At 51.5% G+C, this 20,997-nt stretch carries 20 protein-coding genes and 3 pseudogenes; 14 read left to right on the top strand and 9 right to left on the bottom strand.

The window, feature by feature from the left end; all coding sequences use genetic code 11:
• Positions 1–34: 34 nt before the first annotated feature.
• From IPI86_RS00115 to IPI86_RS00105, 3 genes are read right to left on the bottom strand one after another with little or no spacing between them, the layout of a single operon-like run.
• Positions 35–673 carry an MgtC/SapB family protein gene (locus IPI86_RS00115; protein ID WP_345295939.1) on the bottom strand — a complete coding sequence of 213 codons (639 nt, stop codon included), beginning with the start codon at positions 671–673 and terminating at the stop codon, positions 35–37.
• Complete coding sequence (locus tag IPI86_RS00110) at positions 657–1,961, bottom strand: glycosyltransferase family 87 protein (protein ID WP_345295938.1); 1,305 nt, start codon at positions 1,959–1,961, stop codon at positions 657–659. The genes IPI86_RS00115 and IPI86_RS00110 overlap by 17 nt, the downstream gene beginning before the upstream one ends.
• The gene (locus IPI86_RS00105; protein ID WP_345295937.1) at positions 1,958–4,003 is read right to left on the bottom strand and encodes a thioredoxin domain-containing protein; all 2,046 of its coding nucleotides are present in this window, start codon (positions 4,001–4,003) and stop codon (positions 1,958–1,960) included. Before IPI86_RS00105 ends, IPI86_RS00110 begins: the two co-directional genes overlap by 4 nt.
• Positions 4,004–4,086: 83 nt before the next feature.
• On the opposite strand from IPI86_RS00105, the gene IPI86_RS00100 reads away from it, so the two are divergent.
• Complete coding sequence (locus IPI86_RS00100) at positions 4,087–4,554, top strand: hypothetical protein (RefSeq protein WP_345295936.1); 468 nt, start codon at positions 4,087–4,089, stop codon at positions 4,552–4,554.
• A gap of 96 nt (positions 4,555–4,650) precedes the next feature.
• Here IPI86_RS00100 and pabB read toward each other — a convergent pair whose 3' ends face one another.
• Complete coding sequence (gene pabB, locus IPI86_RS00095) at positions 4,651–6,354, bottom strand: aminodeoxychorismate synthase component I (RefSeq protein ID WP_345295935.1); 1,704 nt, start codon at positions 6,352–6,354, stop codon at positions 4,651–4,653.
• Between the two features lie 12 nt (positions 6,355–6,366).
• Between pabB and IPI86_RS00090 the strand changes: the two genes are divergently transcribed.
• Both IPI86_RS00090 and IPI86_RS00085 read left to right on the top strand, forming a co-directional pair.
• On the top strand, positions 6,367–6,771 hold the full coding sequence (locus tag IPI86_RS00090) for a VanZ family protein (RefSeq protein WP_345295934.1): 405 nt from the start codon (positions 6,367–6,369) through the stop codon (positions 6,769–6,771).
• Positions 6,746–8,176: an FAD-dependent oxidoreductase gene (locus IPI86_RS00085; protein WP_345295933.1), complete on the top strand. Its 1,431-nt coding sequence runs from the start codon at positions 6,746–6,748 to the stop codon at positions 8,174–8,176. Before IPI86_RS00090 ends, IPI86_RS00085 begins: the two co-directional genes overlap by 26 nt.
• An 86-nt stretch (positions 8,177–8,262) precedes the next feature.
• Here IPI86_RS00085 and IPI86_RS00080 read toward each other — a convergent pair whose 3' ends face one another.
• Positions 8,263–9,036 (bottom strand): segregation/condensation protein A, encoded by a 774-nt coding sequence (locus IPI86_RS00080; RefSeq protein WP_345295932.1) that lies wholly within the window; start codon positions 9,034–9,036, stop codon positions 8,263–8,265.
• A gap of 34 nt (positions 9,037–9,070) precedes the next feature.
• On the opposite strand from IPI86_RS00080, the pseudogene moaC reads away from it, so the two are divergent.
• From moaC to IPI86_RS00025, 11 genes and pseudogenes are all read left to right on the top strand, one after another.
• A pseudogene (moaC, locus tag IPI86_RS00075) lies at positions 9,071–9,546 on the top strand (cyclic pyranopterin monophosphate synthase MoaC).
• A gap of 2 nt (positions 9,547–9,548) precedes the next feature.
• Positions 9,549–9,914 (top strand): cupin domain-containing protein, encoded by a 366-nt coding sequence (locus tag IPI86_RS00070; protein WP_345295931.1) that lies wholly within the window; start codon positions 9,549–9,551, stop codon positions 9,912–9,914.
• Between the two features lie 66 nt (positions 9,915–9,980).
• A complete protein-coding gene (locus IPI86_RS00065) occupies positions 9,981–10,229 on the top strand; it encodes a hypothetical protein (protein ID WP_345295930.1) in 249 nt (82 codons plus the stop codon).
• Positions 10,172–10,639 (top strand): molybdenum cofactor biosynthesis protein MoaE, encoded by a 468-nt coding sequence (locus tag IPI86_RS00060; protein ID WP_345295929.1) that lies wholly within the window; start codon positions 10,172–10,174, stop codon positions 10,637–10,639. The genes IPI86_RS00065 and IPI86_RS00060 overlap by 58 nt, the downstream gene beginning before the upstream one ends.
• 1 nt (position 10,640) lies before the next feature.
• Entirely contained in the window at positions 10,641–11,195 is a 555-nt protein-coding gene (locus tag IPI86_RS00055) for a GNAT family protein (RefSeq protein WP_345295928.1), read from the top strand.
• A 138-nt stretch (positions 11,196–11,333) separates the two neighbouring features.
• On the top strand, positions 11,334–12,572 hold the full coding sequence (gene fabF, locus IPI86_RS00050; RefSeq protein WP_345295927.1) for a beta-ketoacyl-ACP synthase II: 1,239 nt from the start codon (positions 11,334–11,336) through the stop codon (positions 12,570–12,572).
• A gap of 88 nt (positions 12,573–12,660) precedes the next feature.
• The gene (rplS, locus tag IPI86_RS00045) at positions 12,661–13,008 is read left to right on the top strand and encodes a 50S ribosomal protein L19 (RefSeq protein ID WP_345295926.1); all 348 of its coding nucleotides are present in this window, start codon (positions 12,661–12,663) and stop codon (positions 13,006–13,008) included.
• 81 nt (positions 13,009–13,089) lie between these two features.
• Positions 13,090–13,803 carry a gamma-glutamyl-gamma-aminobutyrate hydrolase family protein gene (locus IPI86_RS00040; RefSeq protein WP_345295925.1) on the top strand — a complete coding sequence of 238 codons (714 nt, stop codon included), beginning with the start codon at positions 13,090–13,092 and terminating at the stop codon, positions 13,801–13,803.
• A gap of 19 nt (positions 13,804–13,822) precedes the next feature.
• Positions 13,823–14,268 (top strand): annotated as a pseudogene (locus tag IPI86_RS00035) (DUF4442 domain-containing protein).
• A 43-nt stretch (positions 14,269–14,311) separates the two neighbouring features.
• A complete protein-coding gene (gene murI, locus IPI86_RS00030; protein ID WP_345295924.1) occupies positions 14,312–14,929 on the top strand; it encodes a glutamate racemase in 618 nt (205 codons plus the stop codon).
• On the top strand, positions 14,926–15,129 hold the full coding sequence (locus IPI86_RS00025) for a hypothetical protein (protein WP_345295923.1): 204 nt from the start codon (positions 14,926–14,928) through the stop codon (positions 15,127–15,129). The genes murI and IPI86_RS00025 overlap by 4 nt, the downstream gene beginning before the upstream one ends.
• Positions 15,130–15,159: 30 nt before the next feature.
• Here the strand turns inward: IPI86_RS00025 and IPI86_RS00020 are convergent, their stop codons facing one another.
• The 4 genes and pseudogenes from IPI86_RS00020 to IPI86_RS00005 form a co-directional block, all read right to left on the bottom strand.
• Positions 15,160–15,588 (bottom strand): cytidine/deoxycytidylate deaminase family protein, encoded by a 429-nt coding sequence (locus IPI86_RS00020; RefSeq protein WP_345295922.1) that lies wholly within the window; start codon positions 15,586–15,588, stop codon positions 15,160–15,162.
• Positions 15,589–15,653: 65 nt separating this feature from the next.
• A pseudogene (gene glmS, locus IPI86_RS00015) lies at positions 15,654–17,497 on the bottom strand (glutamine--fructose-6-phosphate transaminase (isomerizing)).
• A gap of 1,936 nt (positions 17,498–19,433) precedes the next feature.
• Entirely contained in the window at positions 19,434–19,799 is a 366-nt protein-coding gene (locus IPI86_RS00010; RefSeq protein WP_345295921.1) for a hypothetical protein, read from the bottom strand.
• 728 nt (positions 19,800–20,527) lie between these two features.
• On the bottom strand, positions 20,528–20,997 hold a 470-nt coding region (locus IPI86_RS00005), incomplete at its 5' end, for a hypothetical protein (RefSeq protein WP_345295920.1).

The raw sequence follows: 20,997 nt of genomic DNA, 5'->3' as shown, positions 1-20,997 counted from the left end.
TCTGTTTTTTTATGTAGATGGGGAAATGATGGGTTTAGTAATCCATCTCCTTGATATCCTTATCCTTCAACATCAGTTGCGTGAATTTTTCCTGGTTGGCAGGCGAGCCAACTGTCTTCCATGTGCTGATGATCTCGCTTTCTGATTTTGCCTGATGGTGTTCAAGGACCTTCAAAGAGCAGTCATCTAAAGCTTTTTCCACCTTTTCCATTTTCTTGAGATTAGTAGTACTGATTACCATCCTATAAGAGCGCGCCTCACGGATGTGGTCAATGCGTTCACCAATGCGTGGAAAAACCAGCAAAACCAACAGGGTTACCACGGTTGCTGTGAGGGAAAGATAGAGGTCACCTGCGCCAATTCCCATGCCCAGCGCGGCAGAGAGCCAGATGGTGGCGGCTGTGGTCAGCCCGCCTATCTTTCCGCCTTCTCGCACAATGGCACCTGCGCCAAGGAAGCCGATGCCCGTCACGATGTTTGCCGCAACGCGCGAGCGGGTGAAACCGGGATCCATAGTCATAGAGAAAATCGTGAACAATGCCGAGCCAAGCGTGATCAGAATGATCGTGCGAAAGCCAGCGGCTTTATCCTGATATTCGCGTTCTGCCCCGATCACTCCACCAACGACTACAGCCAGAAGGATTTTAATTAAATTTTCAACGAAGATTTCCATGAAATGTTGTCCACTTTTTTGATTGATGTTCTGATTTTAACCCCTTTAATCCCATGAGTGAAGCTAGAACAAAGAAGAGCCAAACGATTGCGACTGCATACAGTTTCGCAGAGATTAATAATGTGCGCCAGCCTTCTCGAAACGATGGATTATTGAAATTAAAGTTAAGTGCAAGAAAAAATGATGTTCCGAGTAATACAGGGAGTGCAATATACAGCTTGCGATTCCAAGCCTCGTAGATGGCGATAAAAATCGCAGGCAGGATCAAGACAAGATGATGGTCCCATGAGAATGGCGCGATCAGGAACATAGCGGTTAACCAGATACCAAACTGCATGTTCGCGTTGTTTTTATGATCGCGAGACAACCAGGTCGCTGCCAGGGAGATCGAACCAATCAGGCCGCAAATAATATATGGCGAGATGCGGACAATCCAGTCGGGTAGGGTAAATAATGGATCGAATCGAACGTTCAATCCATACATGGTACGAACAAGCAGGGCATTTACGCTTTGGTTTGCTGGCTTGCCTGCGGCAACTCCTGGAAGATCTTGAAGATATCCTTTTGAAGCGACATTTTCGATCCAATCCAGCCAGATGTTGTGCGGCAGAAATGGCGTTGAAACTGCTGATATGACGATCAGAAGGAACAGTGTGTATAAAATTACTTTATATTCCCTGCGTATGAAAAAAATAACGAAGAACAAAACAGGATAGAGTTTCAACACGATGCTCAACGCCAAAGGCAGGGCGACCACAAACGGCTTCCATTTTTCATGGATCCCCAGCCATGTAAGTAGGATTAACAATAGAATCAACAGATTGATCTGGCCTGTGTATAACGTCAGGATGAGGGGAAAAAAGTTGTAAAGATAAAGAGTCCCAACGATGGGAAGCAGGTTATGCGGGCGTAATTTGAGAATACCGAAAAAGAATAGGGGGATAAATACCAGTGTGAGCCAGTGATTTAATCCCAGCATGAATCGCTTTGCGGGTTCATATTCAAGCAGGGTAAAAAGCCTGAAGAATAGCAGGCTTGGCGGCGGGTATAAAAATGGATATAGGATATCTTCGCCTGTCTCGTTTTTATATGCTTCTTCTGCAATGTTCCAATTTGCTTTTATGTATGGCGATTTGTTTTGCTCAAATGTTAATTTTGCCGCATGGTAATATGACGGGAAATCTATTGCGTTCTCTTGTACTTCGCCGAAATAGTATCGGACCGTGAAGCGGTAGACTAGAAATGCTGTCAATGCAGCAAAAAAAATGCCTCCCAGTTTTTTTGTCATGCGTTGATCTGCGCAATGAGTATTTCAACATCAGTGGTTGGCTGTTTACAAACAAAGCCTTCGCATACATAGGCGGTAGCCTCCCCATTGATGAGCGTGCGCTGTTCCAACAGGGCTGGTGCATTTTTTGATGGGGGATAGGCGGAAGCGGCCACTACTACGCCCGGTCTGTATTCTGCTCGAATCGCTTTGATCATACGCTCGAAGTTTTCCTCACCCGCTTCGCCCAACACTGCAATCTGCTTCATGTTTCCCAAGGCATTCTCCATCGCGGACAGCCAGCGAGCAAACCCAAGCGGATGCCGCAAAACAGCTTCGCTGATGAGGCGCAGGGATTGTTCTGCAAGGTCGCGATACTTTCCGTTGTCGGTGTAAGCGGCCATTTTCAACAGCGCTTCACATGCCAGCGCATTCCCCGATGGCGTGGCATTGTCGAACGTATCCTTTGGGCGGAACAACAATGTTTCGCCAGTATGAGGTGTGTCGAAGAAACCACCTTCGGGGTCGCTGAATTTTTCGATCATTTCATCTGTCAATATTTGGGCAGATGAAAACCATTTGTTGTTGAAATCGGTTTGATAAAGTTCGAGCAGACCGAGGATTAACGCGGCATAATCTTCGAGGAAGACTTCATCCGTAATGCGACCATCGCGCCAGGAGCGATGTAGCTTCCCATCGGGGCGAAGGTTCGATAATAAAAACTCTGCGCTGCGCGTAGCCAGATCAAGATAGTTGCTGGAATGTGAGGAGGATTCTGCGAGGACTCGGGCTGATTCGGCGAAGGCTGCCAGCATAAGCCCATTCCACGCGGTGAGGACTTTGTCATCGGTGCCGGGGCGAATGCGCGTGGCGCGGACCGATAAAAGCCTGGAGTGAGATTCTGCCAGTTTGACGGGAACAGCTTCAAGGTTAAGTTTGAAGCGGGCGGCAAGGGAGGCGTCATCCATGGAGCGTTGCAGGACTGTCTTCTCTTCCCAATTCCCTTCGAGGGTGATTCCGTATGCCGCTTCAAAAAACTCTGATTCTTCTTTTAGTGTTGCGCGAATCTCATCGAGAGTCCAAACATAGAATTTGCCTTCCACACCTTCCGAGTCAGCATCAAGCGAGGAATAAAAGCCGCCCTGTTCGTGGGTGAGCTCGCGGCTGACAAATCCAAGCGTTTCTTCAACAATGCGTTGGAAAAATGGATCTTTAGTGACTTGCCATGCGTGCAGGTAGGCGCGGGCGAGCAGGGCGTTGTCGTAAAGCATTTTCTCGAAGTGCGGCACGCGCCAGAAATTATCGGTGCTGTAGCGCGAGAAGCCGCCGCCGACCACATCGTACATGCCGCCGCGTGCCATAATGTACAGGCAGTGATTGACGAGCTTGAGATGTTCGTCTGTTTTGTTGGCGATGGAATGGTGAAGTAAAAATTCAAGCGCCATCGGCTGTGGAAACTTTGGGGCATCTCCCCAGCCACCATAACCCCAGTAATATGCGCCTTCCAAAGATTTGGCGATGGCGTCGAGGTGTTCGCGCGAAAGCGGATCATTCAACTTGTTTTGATTTTGATTCTGTAAATATCCATTGACTTGTTCGCCGACTTTTTCTATTTCTGCGCGGTCATTTTTCCAGGCGTTGGAAAGCCCTGAAAGGATATCCATGAATGCGGGCAGGTTGAAGCGGCGTACAGGCGGAAAGTAGGTGCCTGCATAAAACGGCTTGAGGTCATGTGAAAGAAAAACAGACATGGGCCACCCGCCTGAGCCCGTCATGGCGACGACGGCCTGCATGTAAATGCCATCGAGGTCGGGGCGCTCTTCGCGATCCACCTTGATGTTGATGAAGTTCTCGTTCATGAACGCAGCGGTCTCGGGATTTTCAAAAGACTCATGAGCAAGGACGTGACACCAGTGGCATGCCGCATATCCGATGCTAAGGAAGATCGGCTTGTCTTCAGCCTTTGCCTTTTCAATGGCTTCGCTCCCCCATGGGTACCAGTCAACTGGATTATTGGCATGTTGGAGCAAATATGGCGAGGTGGATTGCGCAAGTTTATTCATAATGAGTTTAATTATACTTTAAGGGGATTAACATTCCCTGTGGGCTATGTATAATGACTGAAACTTAGCTCAAGGAGAAGAAAATGAAAAAATATAGTGTTTTGCTTGCAATAGTGGCTCTTGTTTTGGCTTCACTGGCCTGCCAGACGATCATGGGTGGTGGTGATAATGGTTTTGATACTCCCGAGATGCCTGGTGTCCCTCAGGATAGTGATGACGACTTCGAAGCGCCCACGATCCCGCCTGTGGAACAGGATGGCGGTGATATTACTGTAGGCGGCGAATCGCCCTTCCCTGTAACTGGCGATGCGTTTAATGTGATCAGCACGCCGCAATCGGTCACTTATCAGACGAATATGAGCGCTGACGATGTGATGAAGTTCTATCGCGATGAACTGAGCAAGCAAGGTTACACCGAAGACACTTCAATGACCACGACCTTCGGCGGTATGATTGCCATGTTCTTCGAAGGTAATGGGAAGACCGTTGTCATTGGTGGCGCTCCCGTTGGAGATGGCTCCGTTTCGGTGACGGTTGCTTATCAGCAGTAATTGATATTGAAAAGAGTCGGCATCTGGAAAAAGATGCCGACTCTTTTTGCTTTCCTGTAAAAAAATAATATGCGGCAACAAGATTTGGATTCCCTATTATCCCATCTCCACATCCACCCATCCTCGCACAGAATTGATGAGAAATATTTTTGTGCAATCAGGTAGTTCGCTTTTGAGAATGATCCGCTCTCTGATTTTTCCTGTTTCAAGTAGGTAAGCGCGAAATGTGCCTGCCAGAAGGCCGCAGGAGATCGGCGGCGTGAACAGTTGACCATCCATTTCAACGACGAGATTGCCGATGGTGAATTCGGTCAGTTCGTCTTTTTCGTTGTAGAGAAGGATATCGTCGAGAACGGGGGAGGGATACATTTCTCTTTTTGTCGTTTTATGAAAAAGAAAGATGTTGTGAGAGTCCATCGGTTTTTCCGCAAGCTGGGCTTTGAATGCTCTTTTTTGCGGATGGAAATCCTTCGCTTCCACGCTGATTTCGCCCGAGCGGTTTACCAAAACTCGGATTCGCTGGGGAGAGGTAAATCCGCTGGCGATTTGGGCAAGATGTGTTTCTAGTTTATTTGTTGAAAATTCAAAGTCAAAAAACTCTGCCGAATCAGCTACGCGCGCGAGGTGCTTTTCGAGCAGGAAGTAACCCTCTTCTGGCGTCCACAGCAGGGTTTCGAGCAGGGAAAAACTTTGCGGTCGCTGGGTCAACACTTGGGCTTTGAGCAGGGCCTCGCTGTATTCATCAGCGCTCGTCGAGTCCCAGACGATGCCGCCGCCCACGCCATATTCCGCCTTGTTTTGCTCCCTGTCGATCAACGCCGTGCGGATGGCAACATTGAACCGCGCCTTGCGATTCGGTGCAATGTGCCCGATGCTGCCCGTGTAGATCTTGCGCGGCGTGGTTTCCAACTCAGAAATAATATTCATGGTGCTGACCTTCGGCGCGCCCGTGATGGATGCGCAGGGAAAAAGCGCAGCGAACAATTCGGCCAGCGATGCTTTCGTTTTCGCTTTGACGGTGGATGTCATTTGCAGAAGTGTGGGATATTTCTCCACCGTGAATAATTCGGGCACGTGCACACTTCCAATTTTGGCGATTCGCCCGAAGTCATTGCGGATCATGTCCACGATCATTACATTTTCGGCGCGGTTCTTGATCGAATGGTGCAGCCAATCTGCCAGTTCCTCATCTTCCTGGGTCGTGCGCCCGCGTTTGACCGTCCCTTTCATGGGGCGGCCTGTCAGCGTTTCACCGTCGAGGTCGAAAAATAACTCGGGCGATGCCGAGCAAATGACATGCCTGCCTGTGTCAATATAAGCTGCATATTTATTCTGCGTTTGTGCCATGAACAAAAAGAAATCCCAGGTATCTTCGGAAAAGTCTGCTTGCAGGCGCATGGTGTAATTGACTTGGTAAGTCTTTCCTGATGCGATGTGATCCTTTACCTTTTCAATGGCTGCATTGTACACACCCCGTTCGGTGGTCGGGTTCCACTTTAGCTCGGTAAAATCTTTTGCAGGGGCGGGCAATTTCACGGTCCTGGGCAGATCGTACAACCCAAACCACAGCAGTGGAAACCCATCCGTTTCAACGACGTGCAGGGCATTGTCAAATGCAGGCGCGGCTTCATAGCTGACAAACCCAGCCGCATGCCATTGATTTTCGTTGACAAGTCTTTCAATCTCCAGTAAAGTCTCGCCTACATTCCAAATTTTGTCCGTGCTTATCACGCGATGTGGTTCTGAAAAATGCAGCCACTCGCCGCCATTCCTCAGAATGATTTCATCTCTTTTGATCAAGGTCGCCTCAACATGAAAAAACTGTCTGCAATTGTACCGCGATGGCTTCCTGCTCTCGCGATGATGCTTTCCATCTTTGCATTTTCTTCTCGTACGAGCCACGAGCTTCCCAACTATGGCGGGTGGGATTATTTCATCAAAAAAAGCGCTCACGCCGTTGGGTATGGCTTGCTTGGGCTTTCTTATTTGCACGCGCTTCCGAAGCGAAATTACAAACTGGCATGGCTGCTCGCCCTTCTATATTCGGCCACTGATGAGTTTCACCAATCGTTTGTAGCTGGCAGACATGCGGCGGTGACAGATGTGCTTGTATTTGATAACCTTGGCGCAATGATCACGCTTTTTATCCATTATCGATGGTCGAGCGGCCACAAACTGATTGGGAGATACCATGAAAAAGAAATTCAACCGACGTGACTTCCTGAAGATCGCATCCATCGGAACAGCGACTGCGATTGCCTTATCTTGTGGGGCGATACAAACCGCGCCTCCCACCGCGCCCGAGCCTGATTCTCTTCCAACCGATATTCCCCAGCCTCAAGTGGATTCCTCTTCGCGTGAGGCGGAGGTGCTTGTCCTCGGCGCGGGAATCTCAGGGCTTGCCGCCGCCCGCACATTGGCAGACAAAGGCGTCAGCGTCATCCTTCTCGAAGCCCGTAATCGCATCGGCGGCCGTATGTGGACAGATACTTCCCTCGGCTTGCCGCTTGACCTTGGCGCATCCTGGATCCACGGCGTGAAGGGAAATCCGATCACCGCATTGGCAAAACAATTTGGCGTTGAAACCGTCGTGACGGATTATGATAACGGTATTCTATATGACTTTGACGGCCGCGAACTTTCAGAAGATGATTATAAGGAAGTCGAAGACCTGTTCGAATCCATTTATGGTGAAGTGGCGCAAATGCAGGATGACACCGATACCGATATGCCGCTTCAACAAGCATTCGACGAGGTCGTTTCAAAAATGGATCTATCTACTGAAGAGTTGCATAGATTGGATTTCTATATTCAAGGACAATTCGCCTTGGAATTGGGTGCTGACCCCGATAATCTCTCCCTGTGGGAATGGGATCAGGATGAAGAATTTGGCGGCGATGATGTTGTCTTTCCGCAGGGATATAACCAGATCGCCGATGGCCTCGCGAAAGGTTTGGATATACGTCTCGGCGTGAAAGTAACGCACATTTCCTACGGCGCAGATGGCGTAGATGTGGAGACTTCGTCGGGTACATTTAGTGGGGAAAAGGCTGTCGTCACGTTTCCGCTTGGGGTGTTGAAACAGGCCGCAGTTAAGTTTGATCCGCCGCTTCCTGAATCCAAACAATCTGCAATTGATCGCCTCGATATGGGTGTGCTCAATAAAGTTTATTTGAAATTTTCCGAAGTGTTTTGGGATGAGGAATTCGAGGGGATTTCCTACCTGGGCGAGGAAACGGGGGAGTGGTGCGACTGGCTGAATTTCGTGCCGTATATCAACGAGCCTGTATTGATGGCATTTCACGGCGGCGCGAAGGGTTATGCCATTGAAGAGCTTTCGGATGATGCGATCATTGCGGGTGCGATGAAAACCTTGCGTGTGATCTATGGTGAATCGATCCCCGAGCCTGAGGGTTACCTTATTACGCGCTGGGGCAGGGACCCGCTTGCATTCGGCTCGTATTCGCATGTTCCGCCTTTTGCCAGCGGGGAGGATTATGACGCTTTGTTCGAACCAGTGGATGATGTGTTGTATTTTGCCGGGGAAGCCACTTCACGCGAATATCCTGCCACTGTACATGGCGCTTACCTATCAGGTATTGCGGCGGCGGAGGAAATTTAAGGCGATATTCGATTGAGAAAAAAACGGGCGAGGCAAACTGCCTCGCCCGTTACTGATTACTTCTTAACCGATCACTGTTCTTCCCCTTACTCAAACTCGATCTCGATCTCCTCGTCATCTTTCCAATCTTCGCTGCGTTCGAATTCGATGTCGCCGAACAGCACATCTTGTTTCGCTGTTACGCGAAAACGCTTGACCAACTCCAGCAGGGCAAGGAATGTCACCACAATTTCCACGCGGGTGGCTTTGTCTGTGATCAATCCGCTGAAAGACATGCGCTGGATGTTTTTCATGGTCTTCGTGATGAAGTCGATTTTTTCGCGGATGGTCACACGCGGCGCGGTGATGACCGTGCCCAATGCTTCCTTCTTGCGCCCTTTGGTAAAAGCAGATTCGGCGGCGGCGAGTAACCCTTCAAGGGTTAGATTCGAAAGATCGAGCTTCGCTTCCACCTTGGGCGGCGGGGCAACGCGCAAATGTGTGCGCAAGTTATTTTCCTGCCGTTCAGAAAGCCAGCCCGCGATTTCCTTGTAGCGCTTGTACAAGATCAATAATTCCACCAGCTCCACGCCGGGATCTTCTTCGCCAGGTTCGCGTTCGATCGGGCGCGGTAGAAGCGCCTCAGATTTGATCTGCACCAGCTTTGCGGCGATCACAAGAAACGATGAAATTTCATCGGGCTTCATCTGTTCCAGCCCGTGCAGGTACGATAAATACTGATCTGTTACCGAAGCAAGCGAAATGGCCGTGATATTTAATTCCGCGCGTTCGATCAGGCTGAGCAAAAGATCCAGCGGCCCTTCATAAACAGGGGTCTGCACCTTATATCCGCTGATTTGATGTCCTAACAGGTTTTCCATGGCGCGCAAATTATACCAGTGTATAATCCTGCCCATGTCCAAGTTGACCCATCTCGATGAACAAGGCCGCGCACACATGGTGGATGTGGGTGCAAAGCCCGATACGGAACGCATCGCCATTGCCCGCGGCGAGATCCACATGAAAAAGAGACGTTTGAACTGATCCGCAACGGGCAGGTCAAAAAAGGGGATGTGCTGACCGTGGCCCAGATCGCGGGAATCAGCGCATCAAAACGGACCTCGGAACTGATCCCGTTATGTCATCCGCTCTTCCTTTCGAAAGTGGATGTAGACCTCGCCCTCGACGAATCCCTGCCGGGCGTGGTCATCACTGCCACTGCCAAGACCACAGGCAAAACTGGCGTTGAAATGGAAGCCCTCACCGCTGTTTCTGTCGCCGCGTTGACGGTGTACGACATGGCAAAAGCCGCCGAAAAGACCATGCGCATTCAAAATATCCGCCTCGTGGAGAAGCATGGCGGTCAAAGCGGTGACGTGGCGAACGAATAATTATGGAATATACCTCCGTCAACTTGCAGGAAAAACTTTCCAAATTTTCCGAGCACTGGTCACCGAAGATCGTTGCCCAGTTGAATGATTATCATCTCAAGCTGGCAAAGGTGCAGGGAGAATTTGTCTGGCATGACCACCCTGAAACCGATGAGGTGTTCATTGTCGTCAAAGGGCATTTGGATATTTTCTTTCGCGATGGCAAGGTTTCTCTAAATGAAGGCGAGATGTTCGTCGTGCCCAAAGGCGTGGAGCATAAGCCTGTTGCCGAAGACGAGTGTCATATTTTGCTCATTGAACCTGCGGGTACAGTTAATACTGGTGATGTGAAAGACCAACTCACCGCACCCAATAACGTCTGGATATAAAATGAATCACATAAAATTATTATTTTTCGCCACCATTCGTGATCGCGCAGGAGTGAAATCCTTGAAATGGATATTCCCGCCGACCTGACCATTCAAGGTCTTAAAGATAAGTTGTCTACGGATTATCCGAACTTGAAGCAATCCATGCAGTCTGTGTTGATCACCATCAATCGGGAATATGCCTTTGACGAGGCGGTTGTCCCGCCGAATGCCGAGATCGGCATGTTTCCCCCGTCTCCGGTGGATAAACTTTCAATATGCAACCTTCCAACCTTCCAACCTTCTATTCCATCACCGAATCCGAAATTGACTTGAACGACCTGCTTGCGAAGATCACACTCACCAGCACAGGCGCTGCGGCGATCTTTACGGGCATGGTCCGCGGTGTGACCACACGCGGCGATGCGCATGAAACCGAATATCTGGAGTACGAGTCATATATACCCATGGCGGAAGCCAAAATGAAACAGGTGGCAGATGAGATCCGCGAGAAGTGGCCTGTGGTTGAAGGCGTTGCTATCGTTCAGCGTATTGGCAAGTTATACCCAAAGACACCGACTGTCTTGATCGCCTGCACAGCCGCTCACCGTGATACGGGCGTGTTCGATGCGGCACGTTACGGAATTGACCGCCTGAAGGAGATCGTCCCTGTTTGGAAGAAGGAAGTCGGTCCAGGCGGCGAAGAATGGGTGGAAGGGGATTACATTCCAAAACCTGGAGAGTAATATGCTTTTGAATTCACCGAGATTGGTCATTCGAAATTTCAAGGACTCAGATATTGAGTCCTTTCTTGTATATCGCAACATCCCCGAGGTGGCAAAATATCAGGGTTGGAAGATCCCATATCCACGAGAGTTGGCGGTGCAACTGGTCGATGAAATGCGGGATGTTGAACTTCCGCACGTGGGGCACTGGATGCAATTGGCGCTCGAACTCAGGGAGACTGGCGAAATGGTCGGCGATATCGGTGTCCGCATTAAGCGGGAGGATGCCCGTCAGGCTGTCATCGGATTCACCCTTGCTCCCATTCACTGGCGTAAGGGATACGCCACGGAAGCCATCACTGCCGTGCTTGGATTTCTCTTCGATGAACTTGGTTTGCATCGGATTTCAGCAGATTGTGACACGGAAAATGCAGGCTCCTGGCATACGTTGGAGAAGGTCGGCTTTCGCCGTGAGGCACATTTTGTGGAGAGTTATCCCATGGGGGATGATTATGCAAGCGAGTACGTCTACGGGATGCTTCAGCGCGAATGGCGCGCGAGGAAAAGCCTCGGGTAGAAAATGTCTTTGAAACAGAATCAGGCTTGAGCGGGGGAGGGAAGCGGTTCCACATCCGCGTGACGGATATGAGATTTTGGGGTTTTATATGAAGCCAGTCAACTGGAATTTTATGATGTCAACTTATCTGGAGGAAGAATGAGTGAACGTATCGTGATTACAGGCATGGGGACTGTCAATCCACTTGGTTTGAATGTGCAAGAAACCTGGAGCAATATGGTGGCAGGGGTCTCCGGTGTTGGGCCGATCACCCTGTTTGATTCAAGCCCTTTGCAAGTGCATATTGCTGCAGAGGTGAAAGGATTCAAACCTGAAGATCATATGGACGCCAAGGAGGCGCGCCGACGCGACCGCTTTGAGCAATTCGCGATCACGGCGGCGAAGGAGGCCATTTCTCAATCGGGTTTGCAGGTGACGGAGAAAAATGCGGGACGTATCGGCATTATTATTTCTTCGGCGATCGGCGGTTTGCATTCCCTACAGGAAGCCACGCTGACCAATTACAAGGAAGGCCCCAAACGTGTCAGCCCATTCCTGATTCCGATGTTGATGGCAAACGGTGGTGCGGGTATGGCTGCGATCGAGTTTGGAATTAAAGGGCCGTGCTTCTCTGTGGCATCGGCCTGTGCTTCAGGTGCAGATGGAATCGGCACTGCATTGATGATGCTGCATACCGGCATGATCGATGCCGCGTTGGCTGGCGCTTCAGAAGCGACGATCACATCCACGGGTGTGGCTGCGTTTGACCGCGTGGGTGCCATGTCTCGCCGCAATGATGAATATTCCATGACGCCCCAGCCGTTCGATAAAAATCGTGACGGTCTGGTGATGGGCGAAGGGGCTGGGGTGCTGGTGCTCGAACGCGAAGCGGATGCCAGGGCACGCGGCGCGACCATTCTGGCTGAGCTGGCTGGCTACGGCGCAACTGCCGATGCCTACCACGTCACCGCGCCGCATGAGCATGGTGAGGGCGGTGCGGCCGCGATGGTGATGGCTTTGTCTTCTGCGAAGGCGAATATTCAGGATGTTGGCTATATCAATGCTCACGGCACAGGTACGTTATTGAATGACCAGGCAGAGACCCGCGCCATCAAAGCCGCTTTCGGCGAATTGGCGTACAAGGTGCCGATCTCATCCACCAAATCCATGACCGGGCATATGATGGGCGCAACAGGCGCGCTGGAGGCGATCATCTGCGTGCAGGCGGTCCGTGAAGGCATCCTGCCTCCTACGATCCACTACGAGACCGCAGACCCCGAATGCGACCTGGATTACATCCCCAACAAGGCGCGTGAGGCGAATATCTCACTGGCGATCAGCAATGCCTTCGGCTTCGGCGGTCATAATGCCGTGCTGGCAGTGCGGAAATACGTTTGAAAATAGGCTTGTAGGTTCAGAAAATGCGTGCTATACTCGGCATTCGCATTTCAAGACACTAACAATCAAACGTAAGGAAGAACGTAAAATGACAGACTTTATCAAGGCCGTTGAGGCCAAACCAAACGAAAAAATCCCGCAAATGAATCCAGGTGATACCGTCAGCGTTCATGTCAAGATCAAGGAAGGCGACCGCGAACGTATTCAGGAGTTCAAGGGCATCGTGATCCGCCTTCGCAAGAGCGGCAACGACGCTTCCGTCACCGTTCGCCGCATGGCCACCAACGGCATCGGCGTTGAGCGCACATTCCTGCTTCGCTCCCCGCGCATCGACAAGGTCGTTGTCGAACGCCATGGCAAAGTCCGCCGCGCACAGTTGTACTTCATGCGCGAACGCACTGGCAAGAGCGCACGCCTCAAGCAAAAGTTCGACTAGTATTAACCTTCACCACCAGGGTTCTTGGACCCTAAAGGTCTTCAAGGCCTTTAGGGTCTTTTTGTTTTCAAGGAGTAGACCATGCCCAAACCATTAATCGGTATCACCACACGCAACGGCAGAGATGCCGATGGACATCCACTTACTGCGCTCCAGCATTCCTACATCAACGCCATTGTGCAGGCGGGAGGGATGCCCGTTCTCATTCCTTCAATGCTTGCACTGGAAGACTTCACCAGTTTATATTCCTTGCTTGCGGGGATCTCTTCCGGCGGTGGGGATGTGTCACTGGAATATTTCAACGGATCCGACCACCCGAGAATTGGTGAGGTGGACAAAATGCGGGATACTACCGAAATCACTTTAATGCGCGCCGCCGTGAACGATGGCAAACCGCTGTTGGGCATCTGCCGCGGCGCACAGGTGATGAACGTGGCTTTGGGCGGCACGCTGTACACGCACATCCACGACCAGCTGAAAGGTGCGCTGGACCATGATTATCCCGGCGACTTGCGGCGTGTCATCGTCCATCCTGTGAACGTGGATGAGAGCACTCGTTCTGCCGAAATCTTTGGCGAAACCCTTCTGAACGTGAACAGCCTGCATCATCAGGGTTTGAAGGATATTGCGCCCAGCTTGCGTGTAGCAGGGCATGCCCCCGATGGCTTGGTGGAAGTTGTGGAAATCCCCGACCATCCCTATGCTGTGGCAGTCCAGTGGCACCCCGAATGGCTGACAGACCAGCCTGCCATGCAAAGGCTGTTCAAGTCTTTTGTGGATGCTTCTGGAAGATAGGATTTTGACTTAGGCAAAAATGTATTCGTTTTGGTTTCGTCTTCGTGAAAGTTTGATCAATTTTTATCCTCCGCTTTTGGGGGCGGGGATACGTGCCCGCAAAATTGACGAGCGAACGATGCAGATCGAAATGAAATTAACGGCGCTCAATCGAAATATCGTCGGGGTACATTTTGGCGGCTCATTGTACGCCATGTGTGATCCGTGGTTCATGTTGATCCTGATGAGACTTCCGGGTTCCAATTATATTGTCTGGGATAAGGCGGCGAGTATCCGATTTGTGAAGCCAGGACGGGGAAAGTAAAAGCCGTTTTTCACGTTCCGCAAGAACGAGTCGATGAGATCCGTTCGGCTGCGGATCTTAGGAAAACGGAGCCGACATTTTTTGTAGATGTCGTGGACGAACAGGGACAGGTCATTGCAAAAGTCGAGAAACTGCTCTATGTTCGCAGAAAAAACAGCTAATAATGAGAATCACGGATTTTATTTCCCATAGTATCATTATTCCATGAGCATATCTGATAACCCTATTGGTGTATTTGATTCTGGCGTTGGCGGACTTTCCGTCCTGCGTTCCATTCGTGAGCAAATGCCTGAGGAAACCGTTCTATATTTTGGCGATCAAGGTCACGTGCCGTACGGTCCGCGTTCGATGGAGCAAATTCAAAATTTCTCCGAGGGGATTACTCAGTTCTTGCTGGATCGCGGCTCAAAATTGATCGTCGTTGCCTGTAATACGGCCTCCGCTGCCGCACTGGCATATCTGCGCGGACGATTCCCCGATGTCTCTTTTGTGGGGATGGAACCAGCAGTTAAACCCGCTGCGGAAACGACCAAAACAGGCAGGGTGGGCGTGCTTGCCACCCCGGCAACCTTTCAGGGCGCGCTGTACGCTTCGGTGGTGGAACGGTTCGGCGCGGGTGTTGAATTATTTCAACACACCTGCCCGGGGCTGGTTGGTCAAATTGAAAAAGGGGAGTTGGATTCTGCAAATACGCGCGCCATTCTGGAGGACGCGCTTTACCCTATGCTTGAGAAGAATATCGATACCGTGGTGCTGGGATGCACACACTATCCGTTTGTAATCCCGCTGATCCAGCAGGTGGTGGGAAAAATGTCCGGGTGATCGATCCAGCCCCATCGGTGGCGAGACAGGTCAAACGTCTGCTTGGAGCGGAGGGGACGAAGAGTCTGTCGCAGGGGCAGGCATCCGTCCGCTTTTCGTCGGGCGATGTCGAATCCATGAAATCCATGGTGCCTGTGTTACTGGGGGAAACGGGTGATGTTGAGTTGGCCGTCTGGAAGACCGACACAGAAGTTTTTTAAATCTTCTTCCTAAAAAGCGGGACAGAGGGGTCAGGCTCGAAATTCCTTTTGTTCCACTTCGATGTTTGCGGCGTTAAGGAAGTTCATCGCATTTTCATCGGTGCGGTAGGCTGTGCTGTATACGATGCGTGAAATGCCTGCGTTGATGAGCACCTTGGTGCAGTTGATGCATGGCAAATGCGTGACGTAACAGGTTGCGCCTTTGGTGGAAACGCCGTGTAGCGCGGCCTGAATGATGGCGTTCGTTTCGGCATGAATGGTGCGGACGCAGTGTCCATCGACCATCAGATGACCGACTTCGTCGCAATGTTCCTGCCCGGCAGGGGAGCCGTTGAAGCCAGTGGTGAGAATTCTTTTTTCCAAAACAAGCACACAGCCCACAAAAGCGCGGTCACAGGTGCTGCGTTCGGAGACCGCGTAGGCGATCTTCATGAAATAGGAATCCCAATCGGGACGCATGTTTTCCTCTTGGTCGTCACTACGAGGACGTTTCTTTTCCGTTCTCGTAGTGACGATTAAATCTTTTATTCCACCGTCACGCTCTTGGCGAGGTTGCGGGGTTGATCTACATCCAAACCGCGGATGGTAGCGATGTGATAGGCCAGCAATTGCAGCGGCAACACGGTGATGATCGGGGAGAGCATCCACGGCGCTTCGGGGATCCACAATACATGGTCGGCCATGCTGGGAACGAGTTCATCGCCTTCGGTAGCTACAGCGATGACCATGCCGCCGCGGGCCTTAGCTTGCTGGATCTGCGAGATCATCTTCTCATGCCAGGGATCTTTGGGGGCGATGCATAACACGGGCATTTCTTCGTCAATAAGGGCGATGGGTCCGTGTTTCATTTCGCCTGCGGGGTAGCCTTCAGCGTGGATGTAGGAAATTTCCTTGAGTTTGAGCGCGCCTTCGTAGGCAATGGGCATGTTGATGCCGCGTCCCAGATAGAGGCAGCCCTTGATATCTTTCAAGGCGTGCGCCACTTTTTCAACGTCTGGTTCGGTATCGAGCACACGGCCTGCAAGGTCAGGGACGAGGCGCAAGTCGGCGACGAGCGCCTTGCGAGTTTTTTCGTCGATCACGCCGCGCATATCTGCCAGCAGGATCGCCAGCATATACTGGTCCACCAACGGCGCTGTAAATGCCTTGGTCGAGGCCACCCCGATCTCAGGTCCGGTCTGCATCGCGATAGTCCCATTTGAAACGCGCATGGCCTGTGATCCGACCGCATTCACGATGCTCCAGATGATGCCGCCTTTGCGTCGTCCTTCTTCCATGGCGGCGAGTGTGTCGGCGGTTTCGCCCGATTGCGAAATGGCGAGGACGACGGTGTTTTCATCCACAATGGGGTCGCTGTACCGAAATTCCGAACCAATGACCACTTCCACGGGGATGCGCGCGATTTTTTCGATCAGATATTTCCCGACCATGCCCGCATACGCGGCGGTGCCGCAGGCGGTGATGTAAATGCGCTGGATGCGATTTGCAAGTTCGGGGGTGAGGTTGAGTTCGGGCAGGCGGATGCGGCCTTCTTTGAAGTCTACGCGGCCTGCGAGGGTGTCGGTCAGCGCACGTACCTGCTCGTGGATTTCCTTTTGCATGAAGTGGCGGTATTCGCCTTTTTCGGCAGCCACGGCATCCCATGCGATGGTATGAATTTCAGGTTTGACTTCCACACCTTCGAGTGTTTCGATACGTACGCCTTCGCGGGTGATGATCGCCATCTGCCGCGATTCAAGGAAGATGACTTTGCGGGTGTGCTCCAAAATGGCTGGAATATCCGACGCGATGAAGTTCTCGTTTTCACCGAGGCCGATCACCACGCCGCCTGCGTTTCCGATGCGGGCGGTGACGATCTTGTCAGGCTCATCGGCAGACATGAGCACCACTACATTCGCGCCTTCGATCTTTTGAAAGGTGCGGCGCGCGGCTTCCACAAAACTTCCTTCCAAGTTGGCTGCCTGATAATGTTCCGCCAGATGCACGATGGTTTCTGTGTCCGTGTCTGAAAGGAAATTCACACCCTCGCTCATGAGTTCATCTTTGAGTTCGAGAAAGTTTTCGACAATGCCATTATGCACCACCACGACCTTGCCCGAATTACCCACATGCGGATGCGCATTGCGGGCCGATGGCGCACCGTGCGTTGCCCAGCGCGTGACCGATGCCCGCGCGCCGTCAGCGGGGATTTGGCCACCAGATCAATTAATTGCGATAACTTACCCGCGTCTCTCCTGACCTCAATCTGGTTGCTGTTAATGACAGCGACTCCAGCCGAGTCATAGCCGCGGTATTCAAGCCTTTTCAGGCCATTGAGAATGATCGATACCGCGTCACGCGGTCCGACATATCCGACGATTCCACACATGGTAGGGGCCTCCGATTTTATGAATTAGATGATTGGAGAGTAGAGATTGCGAATAGATACGGGCGCAGACTGGCTGTTCGCCTCTATTTACTGCTCTCTATTCTCTTTTTGTTTTTGCCAATCCCTTGCCTTTTGACCGGGATCACTCACCGCGTTATTAGCAAAGTTATCCTTGGAGGGGAAAGATGTGACGGGTATGGCGTACCCGGAGGGCTTCCGCTGATCGTTCGATTTTCCAACCTCACCCTGCCCTCTCCTAAAAGGAGAGGGTGAGAAGGTAGTTAGCTCCATTTCGCAATGGAGAACCCTCGTCCTCGTCAACTTTGGTTTATCCAGATAGATCGCGGACCTAAAGTCTGCATTCCAAAAACCAAAGTCCATGCGCTGTCTTTCCGTTGTGTTTGTCTGTTGCACCTCCTTTGAATAGGTTTGCGGGATTATACCGTAAAATATCGCCGACCATTTTTGGTCGGCGATATTTTTGGATTATCTACTAGGCGTGAGTCTGCGCAGTATGTCTCTGTGGGCGACGGCGTCTTGGTCGGTGTGCGTGACGGGGTCACGGTCGGCGGCGGTGTGTTCGTCTTGGTCGGTGTAGCCGTGTTCGTTGGCGTGGCTGTACGCGTGGGTGTAGCCGTACGTGTGGCCGTTGCCGTGGGGTGTGGTGATAGTCGGTGTAATGTTACTCGTGGGCGTATTGGTCGCCGGGTTGTGTATTGGTTGGTGTTGCGTAATGGTCGGCGAAGGTGTCCGTCGAAGGTGAGTGTAGATGGTCGGCGGCACGGTCGATGGTCCGAGTCGGGACCGAGGGGACGGCGCAGGGGTGATTGTGGGTGTGCGCGTGATCGTCGGGCTCGGGGTGATCGTCGGTGTGTTGGCGGAGTGGGTGTGTAACCGGCCACGAGCCAGATAGGAGACAGTCACCTGGCCGGGAAGGCAGGTCAGTGACGGTGTATAGACCTGGAAGGTGCTGTCACTGAAATCGCCATCCCAGGTCTCATTGGTTCCACCGCCGAATACACGGAAAGGCCGGCGGCGTTGAACTGGTAATGATCGGCGAGTTGGTATTTGTGTATTTTTGCCGGGTTATAGTATCGTGCCTGCATTTCCATCTGGCAAAGTCGAATACCTACCGCCGCCAGAGGGATGGGTTCGGTTAACTCGGTTCGGTCACGAGCAGTGGCAACGTTGCGTTGTTGGAACGCGCGCTTCGAAGCTGTCGCCGTTGAACCTTGTGCGATCAATATGGATACTGGCGCAGGAAGGCGTAGGCGTGGCGGTGGGGCGTCCTCGTCATGGTTGGGGGTGAGGTCTTGGTGGGTGTAAGGGTTTTGTAGGGTGCGCGAAGGCGTAAACGTCTTTGTCGGCGTGCTTGTCTTTGTTAAGTAAAGGTCGGCGTGTGGAGTTTGGTGACGGTGTAATGGTCGGTGAGGGGTAATGGTCGGCGAGGCGTATTGGTCGGGTGTCAGTTGGGAGCGGTGTATTCGTCGGTGGACCGGGCCAGAATGATCGGTGTTTGATCGCGCGTGTCGAACTCTGTTCCACCACACCTTGACGATAGGATGCCGGTGGATCATGGAAGGCTCAATTTTGAATACTAATAAAACGATGAAGGCAAAATTGTAATCCGCAGCAACCACATATTGACCGGGCACGCCCGCAAACTCGTCGGAAACTCCGTTGAGGGTACAACTTGCGTATACCTGGTGCCATCGAAGCGGTGGCTGCCAGATACGGGCGGAGCCTGCAGTGGAACAAACGGTTACATTGAGGTAGTCGTTATCTGCCTGGGTGAGGATCTCATAATCAGGCGGGAGGGTTGCCCCACTCTCTGTCTCTGCGGGTATCGTAATCTTCCTGGGATATGCCGTAATGCAGACCAGAATGATATACGGCGTGTCTCATCTTCAATGGAGGGGATGCGGGCAAGTTCGATCTAGTCCAGTTCGTCAGCCCCATCGCCTTGCCAGTCATCCGCCTCAACACCCACGCAGTAGGTTTCATCTGGTTGACCCGTAACGGCACAACGCCGCCGAAGCGTGGAGTTCTCGATGATGAGCCGGGCGTAGAACAGGCGCCCGCCATTCAGCGGTACCGACCAGTACCAGCAACGAAAGATAACGCCAGTCCACGCCCACGGTCGTTCGTCCAGGTCAGATCCATTCGCGAGCGAATGTTCAGTGCTACCCTCGTCTGCGGAATTATACTGCCTGTTTTGCACTCTGTTATTGACGACTTGTAAAGATATTGCCAGCAATGGCAAGGGCATCAAAGCCGAGATCGAGGCTTGGGTCTTCCGCATAGTAACACGCATGATTAGTTGCACGTGAGGAAAACATTTGCCAGGTCACCGATATCATGAGGTAATATCTGGCAGTGTACATATGGCTTGGCGGTCGTATACATCACCGCACATTCGGCAGCGTAAATAAGCAAATCTTCTCCGGGGCGGTGTGACCGAATCATAATTGGTATCCTCCGATGAAATCCAAGCCTGCATGTTGAGCGAGTTTGTCTGGCCAGCGGCAGTGCCAAGTCCAATTGTAAAAATCGTAATGCCATTCCCTGTTACAGGATTAGCCAAAACATCTGCCGTACCACGGGCACCATCGGCGCCGTAGTTTGCATCAGGCTACGCTGGTGAATAACACTTACCTGGCTGTGACGAGGGATGAGGAGAGTAATTCTATCGAGCAAGATCATCACGGCAGGTGCAGCTTGGGCGCCCATGTAGTTTGAGGACAGAATCCATCGGGATGAGTTTAAAAGTGGAATTCTGACTTGTACTCGTATAGTTTGCCGGGCCACCGATGAGAGCGATTACAACCCAAAGCATCACGGTGAGCAGTACCGTTTGTGAATGAATTATTTGGTTGTAAATGAGAGCTCCAATTGACATTACTGGAAACTCTCTATTGTCGTAGGGATCCCTTTCGCCATCAGTTGCCTCCAAAATCGCTGTCCCAAAGATCACCGCCGCCCACAAATATGGGTCTCTGTAAACCATCAAATGTCCCATTTACAGGATCATCATCTGTGTAGTGAAGACAAATACCTTTTTGCGGAGAAATCCATTTGTTTTGTGGTTTGGGGCTGGGATCGACATCGCATATTGAGGTTCGTAAACCTCGCGCCAGCCAGTATTGCGTCAACCACGGCTGGATCATCCTCAAATGGGTAGAGTACAGGATCGCGAGAACCGCCTGGCGTCTGCTCAGTTTGAGTGACGATTGCCACACGGTCATAGGGGAAGAACAAAAATTCATCCACAAAATTCCGAGCAACATTTTTGATGTTTAATAGAGGCTGGCATGTGTCGTTAAGGTTGCAGTCATGCGGATTGTCGCCCGGGATGGTAAATTTATTCGCTGCGCCACTGGTTCCATATGCCATGGATAAAGAAGTATCCATGACAAGCACTAAATCAATAGAAGCCGCTTCACCTACAGATGTTGCCTGAATAGTGGAACCATTAATACCCACGACGCGCATAAACCAAA

Origin of the sequence: Candidatus Villigracilis affinis (genome assembly GCF_016705895.1) — a bacterium.
Lineage (GTDB): Bacteria > Chloroflexota > Anaerolineae > Anaerolineales > Villigracilaceae > Villigracilis > Villigracilis affinis.
This window is presented reverse-complemented; position numbering and strand designations above follow the sequence as displayed.